The 13,245-nt window shown below is 60.3% G+C and carries 11 protein-coding genes and 1 pseudogene; all 12 read left to right on the plus strand.

The window, feature by feature from the left end; genetic code table 11:
- Positions 1 to 12: 12 nt before the first annotated feature.
- Positions 13 to 1,503: a UDP-N-acetylmuramoyl-L-alanyl-D-glutamate--2,6-diaminopimelate ligase gene (locus RIN49_RS27250; RefSeq protein WP_309123262.1), complete on the plus strand. Its 1,491-nt coding sequence runs from the start codon at positions 13 to 15 to the stop codon at positions 1,501 to 1,503.
- Between the two features lie 85 nt (positions 1,504 to 1,588).
- Positions 1,589 to 2,551, plus strand: a complete 963-nt coding sequence (gene mraY / locus RIN49_RS27255) for a phospho-N-acetylmuramoyl-pentapeptide-transferase (protein WP_309123263.1) — start codon at positions 1,589 to 1,591, stop codon at positions 2,549 to 2,551.
- Between the two features lie 4 nt (positions 2,552 to 2,555).
- Positions 2,556 to 3,944: a UDP-N-acetylmuramoyl-L-alanine--D-glutamate ligase gene (murD, locus tag RIN49_RS27260; RefSeq protein ID WP_309123264.1), complete on the plus strand. Its 1,389-nt coding sequence runs from the start codon at positions 2,556 to 2,558 to the stop codon at positions 3,942 to 3,944.
- A 37-nt stretch (positions 3,945 to 3,981) separates the two neighbouring features.
- Positions 3,982 to 5,079: a stage V sporulation protein E gene (spoVE, locus tag RIN49_RS27265; protein ID WP_309123265.1), complete on the plus strand. Its 1,098-nt coding sequence runs from the start codon at positions 3,982 to 3,984 to the stop codon at positions 5,077 to 5,079.
- Between the two features lie 107 nt (positions 5,080 to 5,186).
- Positions 5,187 to 6,092: a UDP-N-acetylmuramate dehydrogenase gene (gene murB, locus RIN49_RS27270; RefSeq protein ID WP_309123266.1), complete on the plus strand. Its 906-nt coding sequence runs from the start codon at positions 5,187 to 5,189 to the stop codon at positions 6,090 to 6,092.
- 16 nt (positions 6,093 to 6,108) lie between these two features.
- Positions 6,109 to 7,395: a UDP-N-acetylglucosamine 1-carboxyvinyltransferase gene (murA, locus tag RIN49_RS27275; RefSeq protein ID WP_309123267.1), complete on the plus strand. Its 1,287-nt coding sequence runs from the start codon at positions 6,109 to 6,111 to the stop codon at positions 7,393 to 7,395.
- Between the two features lie 108 nt (positions 7,396 to 7,503).
- A complete protein-coding gene (locus RIN49_RS27280; RefSeq protein WP_309123268.1) occupies positions 7,504 to 8,277 on the plus strand; it encodes a cell division protein FtsQ/DivIB in 774 nt (257 codons plus the stop codon).
- A gap of 241 nt (positions 8,278 to 8,518) precedes the next feature.
- Positions 8,519 to 9,757: a cell division protein FtsA gene (gene ftsA, locus RIN49_RS27285; RefSeq protein ID WP_309123269.1), complete on the plus strand. Its 1,239-nt coding sequence runs from the start codon at positions 8,519 to 8,521 to the stop codon at positions 9,755 to 9,757.
- Between the two features lie 18 nt (positions 9,758 to 9,775).
- Complete coding sequence (ftsZ, locus tag RIN49_RS27290; RefSeq protein ID WP_309123270.1) at positions 9,776 to 10,894, plus strand: cell division protein FtsZ; 1,119 nt, start codon at positions 9,776 to 9,778, stop codon at positions 10,892 to 10,894.
- A 354-nt stretch (positions 10,895 to 11,248) separates the two neighbouring features.
- Positions 11,249 to 12,217: a sigma-E processing peptidase SpoIIGA gene (gene spoIIGA, locus RIN49_RS27295; protein WP_309123271.1), complete on the plus strand. Its 969-nt coding sequence runs from the start codon at positions 11,249 to 11,251 to the stop codon at positions 12,215 to 12,217.
- Positions 12,218 to 12,263: 46 nt separating this feature from the next.
- The gene (sigE, locus tag RIN49_RS27300) at positions 12,264 to 12,986 is read left to right on the plus strand and encodes an RNA polymerase sporulation sigma factor SigE (RefSeq protein ID WP_138196119.1); all 723 of its coding nucleotides are present in this window, start codon (positions 12,264 to 12,266) and stop codon (positions 12,984 to 12,986) included.
- A gap of 107 nt (positions 12,987 to 13,093) precedes the next feature.
- Positions 13,094 to 13,245: pseudogene (locus tag RIN49_RS27305) on the plus strand (RNA polymerase sigma-G factor); the annotation flags it as partial.

Consider the following 13,245-nt stretch of genomic DNA (forward strand, 5'->3'; position numbering starts at 1 on the left):
GAGGGGAATCCCATGCTGCTGCAAGAGCTTGCCTCGTTGTTTTTAAAGAAGAAGCTTCGCGGAGACGAAGCCGTACCCGTAACCGGCCTCGCGGTCGATTCGCGGCGGGTGACCGCCGGCGACTTGTTTATATGCATCTCGGGCTTTACGCAAGACGGCCACGACTACGCGGCGGCGGCCGTCGAGAGCGGCGCCGCGGCGCTCGTCGTCGAGCGGGAGCTGCCGCTCCCCGTGCCGCAGCTGATCGTGTCGAACGCGCGATACGCCTCCGCGGTGATCGCTCGCCACTTCTACGGCGACCCCAGCAAGCAGGTGCGCGCGATCGGCGTCACCGGCACGAACGGCAAGACGACGACGACGTCGTTGATCGAAGCGATCCTGTCGGCGGCAGGCCGGGAGACCGGACTGATGGGGACGATTCGCGTGAAGATCGGCGGTCGGACCGAGACGGCGGAGCGCACGACGGCCGACGCCGTCTCGCTGCAGCGGACGCTTCGCCGCATGGCCGACGCCGGCGCGTCGTACTGCGTGATGGAAGTGTCGAGCCACGCGCTCGATCAAGGGCGGACGATCGGGATCGACTTCCGGACGGCCGTCTTTACGAATTTGACGCAGGATCATCTCGATTATCACGGCACGATGGAGCGATATGCGGACGCGAAGGGGCTGTTCTTCTCCCGACTCGGCAACGCGTCGGAGCCCGGGGAAGCGGCGCGCAAATACGCGGTGCTGAACGCGGACGACCCGGCGCACGAGCGCTTCAAGGCGATGACGGCGGCGGAGACGATCCTGTACGGGATCGACGCGCCGGCGGACGTGCGCGCGAGCGACATCCGCCTGACGGCGCGGGGCACCGCGATGAAGGTGTCTACGTTCGCGGGAGACGTCGAGCTCAGCGTCAACATGCTGGGCAAATTCAACGTGTATAACATTTTGGGCGCGATCGCCGCAACATTGGCCGAGGGCGTGCCGTTACCTGTAATTAAAGAGGCGTTGGAGCGGCTGCCGGGCGTGGAAGGCCGCGTCGAGCCGGTCGACGCGGGCCAGCCGTTCACCGTGCTCGTCGATTACGCGCACACGCCGGACGGCCTGTTGAACGTGCTCGACACGGTGAACGAGTTCGCTAAAGGCCGTGTCATCACCGTATTCGGCTGCGGCGGCGACCGGGACCGGAAGAAGCGTCCGATCATGGGGGCCATCTCCGCCGAGCGGAGCGACTACACGATTCTGACGTCCGACAATCCGCGATCGGAGCGGCCGGAAGCGATTCTGGCGGAGATCGAAGCCGGCGTGCTCGAAGCCGGCGCCGAAGCCGCGAAGTACGAGATCATCGAGGACCGGCGCCGCGCGATCCAAAAAGCGGTTGAAATGGCCGAGCCCGACGATGTAGTATTGATTGCGGGCAAGGGACATGAGACGTATCAAATCATCGGCGGCGTCACGCTGCCGTTCGACGATCGCGTCGTCGCGAAGGACGCGATCCTCGGGAGGGCGAAGGCATGACGCGGAAGGCTTTAAGACACAAAGATGAACGATCTTACGAACACTATATGACGCGTGCGAAGGGCACCGTAGAAGGGGGACGGCAGTGGAACTGAATCCGATATTGATTACGACGGGCGTTTCCTTCGCGCTGGCCGTCATTCTCGGACCGCTTTGCATTCCGATACTAAGAAGGTTAAAGTTCGGGCAGCAAATTCGCGAAGAAGGTCCGCAAGGGCATCAGAAGAAGGCCGGCACGCCGACGATGGGCGGCATCATTATCTTGATCGCGCTCACGCTGGCGTTCCTCCGGTTTTCCGACCGATCGCTTGAGGTGTATATTTTGCTGGTCGCGTGTCTCGGGTTCGGGCTCGTCGGCTTCCTGGACGATTACATCAAGATCGCCTTCAAGCGATCGCTCGGCCTCACCGCGAAGCAGAAGCTTCTCGGTCAGCTGTTTTTCTCCATCGTCGTATGCGCGATGCTGTACATGGACGGCCACAATACGGATCTCGGCATTCCGGGCACCGATTTCGTCCTTCCGCTCGGTTTCCTGTATTATCCTTTCCTCGTTTTGTTAATGCTTGGAATGAGCAACGCGGTCAACTTCACCGACGGGCTCGACGGCTTGCTGTCGGGAACGAGCGCCATCGCGTTCGGCGCGCTCGCCGTGATCGCGATGATGCGGACGGAGCCCGAAGCGGCGTTCTTCTCGGCGGCGATGATCGGCGCGGTGCTCGGCTTCCTCGTATTTAACGCGCACCCGGCCAAGGTGTTCATGGGCGACACCGGCAGCCTCGGCATCGGCGGCGGCATCGTCGCCGTCGCGGCGCTGACGAAGACGGAGCTTCTGCTCCTGCTCGTCGGCGGCGTCTTCGTCGTCGAGGTGCTGTCCGTCATCATCCAGGTCGTGTCCTTCAAAACCCGAGGAAAGCGCGTGTTCAAGATGAGCCCGATCCACCACCACTTCGAGCTCGTCGGTTGGTCCGAGTGGCGCGTCGTCATCACGTTTTGGCTGACGGGACTCGCGCTGGCGGGGCTCGGAATCTATATCAACGAGGGGTTGTAGACGTATGCAACATCCGGATCGGTATCAAGGCCGCCGGGTCGTCGTGCTCGGCTTGGCGAGAAGCGGCGTCGCGGTCGCCGAGCTGCTTCACCGGCGCGGCGCGGACGTCGTCGTGAACGATAAGAAAGAACGCTCTTTATGCCCTGAGGCCGATCCGTTGACGGCTCTGGGTATTTCTGTTGTTTGCGGGCATCATCCGGACGACCTGATCGACGAGAACGTCGCCCTCGTCGTGAAGAATCCGGGAATCCCGTATTCGATTCCGCCGATCCGCAAGGCGCTCGAGCTCGGCATCGAGATCGTGACGGAGGTGGAGGTGGCGGCCGCCGTCAAGCGGTCTCCCATGATCGGCATTACCGGCTCCAACGGGAAGACGACGACGACGACGTTCGTCCATCTCATGCTGAAGCAGGACGGACAAGGCGCGATCATCGCCGGCAACATCGGGCGCGCCTTGACGGAGGCGGCGCTCGAGGCGCGTCCGGACGAATGGCTCGTCGCGGAGCTCAGCAGCTTCCAGCTGAAGGGGACGGTCGATTTCCGGCCGAACATCGCCTGCCTTTTGAATTTGTACGAGACGCATCTCGACTACCACGGGACGATGGACGATTACGCCGCGTCGAAGGCGAGGCTGTTCGCGAATCAGACGACGGACGATACGGCGGTGTTTAACTGGGACGATCCGTTCTGCCGATCGCTCGCGCCTCTCATTTCCGCGAGACCGTTTCCGTTTTCGTCGAAGGAGCCTCTCGAACGAGGCGTATACATACGGAACGACGTCATTTGGGTGGCGGACGGGAACGGCGAACCGGATGAGCTGATGCCGGTTCGCGAGATCGCCATTCGAGGCAGCCACAACGCGGAAAACGCGATCGCCGCCGCCGCGGTCGCGCTGTCGGCGGGCGCGAGCCCGGAAAGCGTGCGAACCGTGCTCAGGACGTTCCAGGGCGTCGAACACCGGCTCGAATTCGTGCTCGAGAAGGACGGCGTCGCGTATTACAACGATTCGAAGGCGACGAACCCGACCGCGACCGCCAAGTCGATCGAATCGTTCGACGGCGGCGGCATCGTGCTCGTGTGCGGCGGGCTCGACCGCGGCTCCGATTACATGGAGCTGCTTCCCGTCTTCGAATCGAAGGTGAAGGCGGTCGTCGCGCTCGGCGAGACGCGGGAGAAGCTGCTCCGCGTCGCCGAATTGGCCGGCGTCGCGAAGCGGACGGCGGTGGACGCGGCGGACCCCGCGGAGGCGGTGCGCCTCGCGGCCGAGGCGGCGCGCGGCTTCGCGGAGCCGGGACAGACGGTGCTGCTGTCTCCGGCTTGCGCAAGCTGGGATATGTTCCCGTCGTACGAGGACCGAGGACGCATGTTTAAGCATTCGGTGCATACCTTGTAATAAGGGTTGTACAACTGAGTGCGAAAGGGTGTCTCGTATGTCCAAAGCGCGTTCCGCGCCAGACGTGTACCTGTTGATCGCGACGCTCGGGCTGCTGGCCTTAGGCGTCGTCATGGTGTACAGCGCCAGCGCGGTTATGGCGTTCCGCGAGTACGGCGATTCGTTTTATTACTTGAAGCGCCAGCTGATCTTCGCGGGACTCGGTCTCGTAGCGATGTATTTCGCCATGAACGTCGATTATTGGGTTTGGAAGAAGTATGCTAAGATCGGATTGATCGTGTGCTTCGCGCTGCTCGTCGTCGTGCTCGTCCCGGGCATCGGGGTCGTGCGCGGCGGAGCGCGCAGCTGGCTCGGCATCGGCAGCTTCGGCATTCAGCCGTCCGAGTTCATGAAGCTCGCCATGATTATTTTCCTAGCGAAGCTGTTGTCCGAGCATCAGGCCCGTCTGTCGAAGTTCGTGACGGGCCTTCTTCCGCCGCTCGGCATCGTCGGTCTCGCGTTCGGCCTCATCATGCTGCAGCCGGATCTCGGCTCCGGCGCGGTGCTCGTCGGCGCGTCGCTCATCGTCATCTACGCGGCCGGGGCGAGAATGTCCCATATGGCCGGGCTCGCCGCGCTCGGCGCCGCCGGCTTCGTCGGCCTGATCGCCGCGGCGCCGTACCGGATGCAGCGCATTACCGGGTATTTGGATCCATGGTCGGACCCGCTCGGCTCCGGCTATCAGATCATCCAATCGCTCTTCGCGATCGGTCCCGGCGGTCTCGTCGGCCTCGGCCTCGGCGCCAGCCGGCAGAAGCACAGCTACTTGCCGGAGCCGCAGACGGACTTCATCTTCTCTATCGTCGCGGAGGAGCTCGGCTTCATCGGAGGCGCGCTGCTGCTCGCGCTGTTCCTGCTTCTCGTCTGGCGAGGCATGCGCGCGGCGATCACCGCGCCGGACTCGTTCGGCAGCTTGCTCGCGGTCGGCATCGTCGGCATCGTGGGCGTGCAAGTATTCATCAATATCGGCGTCGTGATCGGCATGCTTCCGGTTACCGGCATTACGCTTCCGCTCATCAGCGCGGGGGGGTCTTCCCTCACGCTGCTGCTTACCGCGATCGGCGTTCTGTTGAACGTATCGAGGTTCGCTAGATAGGCTGTTGTCACACTTCCGCGTGCGGAACATACCATAACGTATGACTGTGACGTCGGGAGCGAAGCATTCCGGATCACGCGTCGTTTTCTAGTAAGGAGGTACGGCCTATGAATCATTGGATCGACGAGCTTCGCGAGAGAGGCGTCGGCGAGATCCTGACGGAGGAGGCGCTGGCGCCCCACACGACTTGGAAGATCGGCGGACCGGCCGACGTTCTCGTCATCCCTCCCGGGAAGGAACAGTTGGCGGCGACGGTCGAGATTCTGCACCGGCACGGCGTCCCGTGGACGCCGCTCGGTCGCGGCTCGAACGTACTCGTATCGGACCGCGGCATCCGCGGGGTCGTGATCAAGCTAGGCGACGCGTTCGATTATGTTCGGTTCGACGGCGAGCGGGTCATCGCAGGCGGCGCGTATTCGTTCATTAAGCTGTCTGTCATGGCCGGCAAGGAAGGACTCACGGGCCTGGAATTCGCAGGGGGCATTCCGGGCAGCGTGGGCGGCGCCGTCTACATGAACGCAGGTGCGATGGCTTCCGACGTCTCACGCATCTTGATATCCGCCGAAGTAGTGTTGGAAAACGGGGAATTGGCCGTGTGGAGCCGCGACGATTTTCGCTTCGCGTATAGGCATTCGGCGCTGCACGGCAGCAAAGCGATCGTGACGGAGGCGGAGTTCCGTCTCGCTTACGGCGATCGCAGGGAAATCGCCGCCGCCATGGCGGCTTATAAAGATCGCCGCAAACGGACGCAGCCGCTGAGCTCGGCTTGCGCGGGAAGCGTCTTCCGGAACCCGGAAGGCCATCACGCCGCGAAGCTGATCGAAGACGCGGGCTTGAAGGGACTTCGCGTCGGCGGCGCGGAAGTGTCGACGCTGCACGCCAATTTTATCGTTAACACCGGCAATGCTACGGCGGAAGACGTGCTCACCTTAATCGAACGTATCCAACAGACGGTAGAAAGCCAGACGGGAATTCGGCTCGTGCCGGAAGTGTTGGAGGTCGGTGAGCGCTAATTCCGGAGGTGGGACTTTGGAGAAGTTAGTAATCGACGGCGGCCGGCCTCTACAGGGAACGGCGCGGATCGAAGGAGCGAAGAACGCGGCCCTGCCGATCTTAGCGGCCTCCCTCTTGGCGGATGGCGTCGTTGCGATCGACAACGTACCGGATTTGCTGGATATCCACGTGATGTTAGATATTTTGCGATCGCTCGGACTCGAGGCGACGCTGACCGGCAAGACCGCGGTCGTCGACGCGACGAACGTGCGGACGACGGAAATTCCGGAGACGCTGATGAGCCGAATGCGTTCCTCCATCTTCTTGATGGGGCCGCTTCTCGCCCGATTCGGCGAAGTGACGATCTCCCAACCGGGCGGATGCGCCATCGGTGAACGGAAAATCGATTTGCATCTCAACGGCCTGAAAGCGCTCGGTGCGAACATCATCGAAACCGATACCCGAGTCGTATGCCAGGCCAAGAGATTGAAAGGCGCCGATATCGTGCTCGATTATCCGAGCGTCGGCGCGACGGAGAACCTGATGATGGCCGCCGTGACGGCGGAAGGCATCACTACGATTTCGAACGCGGCCCGCGAGCCGGAGATCGCCGACCTGCAGCTGTTCCTGAATCGGATGGGGGCGAAGATCATCGGCGCCGGCACGGACACGATTACGATCGAAGGCGTCGAGCGGCTCTCCCCTTGCGAGCATCGCGTCATCTCCGATCGGATCGTGGCCGGCACGCTCATGGTGGCCGCCGCCGCGACGCGCGGCAACGTTACGCTCGAGGGCGTCGTCCCGAGCCACTTGACGTCGGTCATTCACGCGCTTCGCAGAGCGGGTATCCAAATCGCGATCGACGATGATATAATGAATGTAATCGGCGTCGGACGGCCGCGGGCCGTCGAGCGAATCGTCACCAGCCCGTACCCGTCGTTCCCGACGGACCTGCAGGCGCAGATGATGGTGCTGCTCTCGCTCGCCGACGGGCTTAGCGTGATGAAGGAAACCGTGTTCGAAGGCCGATTCAAGCATGTGAACGAATTGTCGGTCATGGGCGCCGATATCCGCGTCGACATGAACTCCGCGTTCATTCGCGGCGTGCCGCGATTGTACGGGGCGACGGTCGAAGCGACCGATCTGCGCGCAGGCGCCGCGCTCGTCATCGCCGGTCTCGCGGCGAACGGCCGAACGGTCGTCGAGCAGATTCATCATATCGACCGGGGCTACGAATCGATCGAGACGACGTTCCGCCGGTTGGGCGGGCGCATCGAACGCATGTCGTCCTTGGCGACGAACCGCATCGCCAGCTCCATGTAATTCTTCTTACCTAATTTGCGAAGTACGACGCACGTCCCTTCCGGACCCGGAGGGGACTGTCTTATTGCAGGGAATGGGACAATCTGGTATGTAAGGCGGTGTTTATCCTTGCCCGGAATCGAGCCGATGCCCGTCGTCCGCGGCGAACGCCCGCGACGGAGAGGGAACCGGAAGCTTTTGTTTTTCTTGTTCGTCTTTTTCGTAGCGCTGCTTGGCGTCTTGTTCTTTCAGTCGTCGTTCAGTAAAATTCATCAGATCGAAGTGGAAGGGAATCGGCTGCTCACGAGGGAACAGATTATCGAAGCCGCGGGCATTGCTGTCGGGGATCACTTTTTTGCGGTAAGCGGCGGAGAAATCGACGAGCGCGTCTCGCGCCTCGGCGCAGCGGAGCAGGTAACGACGGTGAAGCGTTTTCCCGGCATGATAAGCATCGTCGTGAAGGAATACCCCGTCGTCGCGCTCGAGTTGACCGAAGCCGGCGACATCGCGGGCATTCTGGCCAACGCGACGTCCGTGCCGTACGGCAACGTCGAGAACGCGGCGTCGCGCCCGATTATGTCCGGATGGGAGGACGCAGAGCTCAAACGGCGCTTGACCGAAACGCTCGCCTCGATCGAGCCGGAGCAGCTTCAAGACGTGTCTGAAATTCGGCCGAGCCCGACGGACTCGTTCCCGGACCGCATCGTGATGTACACGCGTTCCAAGTACGAGGTGGTGACTCGAATTTCTTATTTAAGAGAGAAAATATCCCTCCTCGACGATTATGTATATGATTTGCGGAACGACGATAGAACGTCCGGTCGGATCGTTCTGATGGATACGAACTACGCGGAAGCGATGGACGAGGCGACGGAACAATCGTCCGCGGACGCGGAGGAGTAAGGGAACCGCGCAATTCCGCTCTATTCAAGCGGTGGTTAACATGTTAGAATTGTCCTTATGGATTTTCGGCATTTTTCACAAAAGTTTTCATAATGAATCCCTACCAGATGCGAAAATTATTTTCTCCGTTAATAAAAAGAGTCATATAAAAAAGAGGGAATCGAACGATCGTGTGGAATATGTATAAAGTTATTTTCTTCTTTTCTTTGAAGTCTCTATCACTGCGGGAGGTGCCAACGCTTTGAGCGGCAACGACATCATTGTGAGTTTGGACATCGGAACGTCCAAAGTCCGCGCCATCATCGGGGAAGTGACAGGCGGCTCCATCAATATCGTAGGCGTCGGTTCCGCCGATTCCGAAGGTATCCGAAAGGGAGCAATCGTTGATATAGATCAAACGGTGCAATCGATTAAGAGCGCCGTCGATCATTCCGAGCGGATGGTCGGCGTCACGATATCGGAGGTTTTCGTCGGCATCGCCGGCAACCATATTCAGCTGCAATCGAGTCACGGCGTCGTCGCGGTGTCCAACGAAGATCGCGAGATCGGCGGGGAGGACATCGAGCGGGTGCTGCAAGCCGCTAAGGTCATCGCGCTGCCACCGGAGAGGGAAATCATCGGCATCGTTCCGAAGCAGTACATCGTCGACGGCTTGGAAGGCATTCACGATCCCAGGGGGATGATCGGCGTTCGGCTCGAGGTCGAAGCGATCGTCATCACGGGCGCCAAGACGGCGATACATAACCTTATCCGATGCGTGGAGAAGGCGGAGCTCAAGGTCGCCGGCCTCATTCTGATGCCGCTGGCGGCGGGTCATCTGGCGCTCTCCAAGGACGAGAAAAATCTGGGCACCGTTCTGGTCGATATCGGGGCGGGCGCGACGACGATTTCCATTTTCGAAAATGGCACCATCACCTCCACGGCCACGCTTCCGATCGGCGGAGAATACGTATCCAACGACATTACGATCGGACTACGGACGCAACTGGAAACCGCGGAGAAGATTAAGCTGAAGTACGGCTGCGCTTCGATACAAGACGCGGATCCGAGCACGACGTTCAAGGTCACTCGCATCGGCAGCAATGTCGAGAAGGAGTTCTCGCAAGCGGATCTCGCCAGCATCGTCGAACCGCGGATGCAGGAAATCTTCGAGTTGATTAAAGCCGAAGTGAAGCGAATGAAGCCGGGGGGAGAGCTCGCGGGCGGATACGTTCTGACCGGGGGAGCCGTCTCGATGCCGGCCGTCTTGTCCGTCGCGCAATCAGTGCTTGATACGTCGGTACGGATCGCTTCTCCGGATTTCATCGGCGTGCGGGAGCCGGCTTACGCGAGCGGCGTCGGCGTCATTGCCTACGTCGCCAAGTTTTTAAGGACGCGCAGTACGGTTTCCGTGAAGACCTCGACGGGACGTAAAGCGACGGCAGCCAACAAACCGAGTTTGATCGAACGGATCAAAAATTTGTTCAGTGAGTTCATCTAGGGCCAAGGGGGACCTTTCATGTTAGAATTCGATCTCGACATGGACCAATTAGCGCAAATTAAAGTCATCGGCGTCGGCGGCGGCGGCAGCAACGCCGTCAACCGAATGATCGATAACGGCGTTAAGGGCGTCGAATTTATTACAGTCAACACGGACGCGCAGGCGCTCCATCTGGCCAAGGCCGAAACGAGACTTCAAATCGGGGACAAGCTGACGCGCGGTCTCGGCGCCGGCGCGAACCCGGAAGTCGGCAAGAAAGCGGCGGAAGAATCGAAAGAACTGATCGTGAACGCGCTGAAGGGCGCGGACATGGTGTTCGTCACGGCGGGCATGGGCGGCGGCACGGGCACGGGAGCGGCGCCGGTTATCGCCGATATCGCACGCGAGTGCGGCGCGCTTACCGTCGGCGTCGTCACGCGTCCGTTCACCTTCGAGGGCCGCAAGCGCCAAGCGCAAGCGGAACTCGGCATCGCGGCGCTGAAGGAGAAGGTCGATACGCTGATCGTCATTCCGAACGATCGGCTGCTCGAGATCGTCGATAAGAAGACGCCGATGCTCGAAGCGTTCCGCGAAGCGGACAACGTGCTTCGACAAGGCGTCCAGGGCATCTCCGACTTGATCGCGGTGCCGGGTTTGATCAACCTCGACTTCGCCGACGTGAAGACGATCATGACCGAGCGCGGTTCGGCGCTGATGGGCATCGGTCGCGCGAGCGGGGAGAACCGCGCCGCGGAAGCGGCGAAGCGGGCGATCATGAGCCCGTTGCTCGAGACGTCGATCGACGGCGCGCGGGGCGTCATCATGAACATCACCGGCGGCGCGGACCTGAGCTTGTACGAGGTCAACGAAGCGGCGGAGATCGTCATCGCCGCGGCCGATCCGGAAGTGAACATGATCTTCGGCGCGATCATCGACGAATCGCTGAAGGAAGAAATCAAAGTTACGGTCATCGCGACGGGCTTCGAGCATAAGCCGCATACGCCTTCGCCGGCGCCGCGCCGTCCGGGGATCGCCTCCGAAACGGAGCAGCGTCATACGCCGAATGTGCGTCCTTTCAGCGGCAATGCGCCGAGCAACGATCAGTTGGACATTCCGACGTTCCTTCGGAACCGGAACAAGAACTTCTTGGACGATTAAGACGACGGTCACCCTTGGCCGTGCGAAGCCTCACCTGATCCGGGTGGGGCTTTTTGTCGTTTACCGGCACGGTATCTTCGGGGAGGAGGAAGGCGACGCCCCTGCGCTCCCGAGGGGAAGCGAAGCGCCCGCGACGCCGCCTTCGAAACCGTTCAGCTTCGCGGGAGCCGCCTGGTCGACTCGAATCCGCACGGTTCCCGCCGACCATTCTCGACCGGCGTCTTCGACAAAAGAAGCCCCTATTTTACAGCGGGTTTAGACAGACTTTGGATGGGGGATTCGATATACTAGCTTTCGTAGACGAGAGAAGCGGTCGTCCCGACCGACGAGCGGCAGGCAACGGAGGAAGAACGAATGGTCGTATACGTGGACATCGTATTTTTGACGAACTTCGTTCTCGATTTCGCGATGCTCCTTGCGGCGGCGAAGGTTCGCAGCGTAACGCCTTCTTATTGGCGAGTAGGCGTCGCGTCGGCGATCGGCGCTTCCTATGTGCTGCTGATGTTCGTACCGGCGCTTGCGGTGTTTTACACATTTGTTGTTAAATGTTTATTTTCGGCCGTAATGATTATGACAGCTTTCGGCTACAAAAGTTTCTCCCGATTCGCCGGACTCTTGGCCGCATTCTATGCGGTGAACGCGGCGGCGGCGGGGACGATCGTCGGCTTTCATTATATGCTTCAGTCGTCCAACGACGTGTGGAGCGGCATCTTGTTCTCGCAAACCGGCGGCTACCAATACGCGTTGGGCGTATCGTTATGGCTCGTCGCTTTAGGGGGAGCGGTCGGCGCCGCGTTGTTCCGCAAGGTGAACGGCGGCGCGAAGCGCAAGGAGAAGAAGGCCGAGTTTCTCGCCGAGGTGGAAATTCGGATCGACGGCGCGGCGTACCGCTGCACCGGGTTGATCGATACGGGCAATCATCTGTACGATCCGTTGACCCGAACGCCGGTCATGGTCCTCGAAGCCGCCGTTTGGAAGGACGCGATCCCGAAAGCTTGGCTGCAAGCGATCCGCGCCGACGAGGCGGACCGGATCGTTCAATTTTTAAGCGAGGCGGACGAAGCCGTGACGGAGGCGGCCGCCGCGGGATCGGAAGCCCCGCCTGGGGTGCCGTTCCCGTGGCGAGAGCGCATCAGGCTCGTGCCGTACCGCGGCATTAACGGGAGCGCGAGGTTTATGCTGGCGGTCAAGCCCGACGCGGTTACGATCCGCCAAGGCGAACGAGAGTCGACCGCGGAGAAAGTGTTCGTCGGCATCGAAGGCGGCACGCTCAGCGCGGACGGGACGTATCAAGCGATCATTCATCCGGCCATGGTCCCATAACGTATCCGAATGTCGCAACATAGAAAAACCGAGGAGGAAATGGCTTATGCTGCTACGATGGAAGTTGACGATGACGATTTGGTATTATCGCCTGTTGTTCCTGCTTCGGTTGAAGGGCGAAGAAATTTATTATATCGGGGGCAGCGAGGCGCTTCCTCCGCCGCTGACGAGGGAAGAGGAAGAGTATCTGCTCGCGAAGCTGTCGACGGGCGACGCGGCGATCCGATCGATGCTCATCGAACGCAATCTGCGGTTGGTCGTATACATCGCGCGAAAGTTCGAAAACACGGGCATCAACATCGAAGACCTCGTGTCGATCGGGACGATCGGTTTGATCAAGGCCGTCAATACGTTCGATCCGGAGAAGAAAATCAAGCTCGCGACGTACGCCTCCCGCTGCATCGAAAACGAAATATTGATGTACCTTCGCCGCAACAGCAAAATTCGGACGGAGGTATCGTTCGACGAACCGCTGAACATCGATTGGGACGGCAACGAGCTGCTGCTCTCCGACGTGCTCGGCACGGAAAACGATACGATCTACCGCAACATCGAGGAGCAGGTGGATCGCAAGCTGTTACATAAAGCGCTCGACAAGCTGTCGGAACGGGAACGGATCATTATGGAGCTCCGCTTCGGCTTGCAGGACGGGGAAGAGAAAACCCAGAAGGACGTCGCGGACCTGCTCGGCATCTCGCAATCGTACATCTCTAGGCTGGAAAAGCGTATCATTAAACGGCTTCGCAAAGAGTTCAATAAGATGGTGTAGCCCGCCGATCCGGCGGGCTTGACTTTTTTCTGGGAGTTGTTCAAGAATATTCTCCCACCTCTCGGAGATAATGTTCATTAATGTCTCTCCTTGGGAGGTATTTACGCATGACCCGCAATAAAGTCGAGATCTGTGGTGTGGATACTTCGAAACTACCGGTATTAACCAATGCCGAAATGCGCGAATTGTTCGTCTCGCTGCAACAGAAGGGGGACCGGTCCGCAAGGGAGAAATTGGTGAACGGCAATTTGCGCCTGGT

Source organism: Paenibacillus sp., from assembly GCF_031177825.1.
In the GTDB taxonomy this organism is placed as follows: domain Bacteria; phylum Bacillota; class Bacilli; order Paenibacillales; family YIM-B00363; genus Paenibacillus_AE.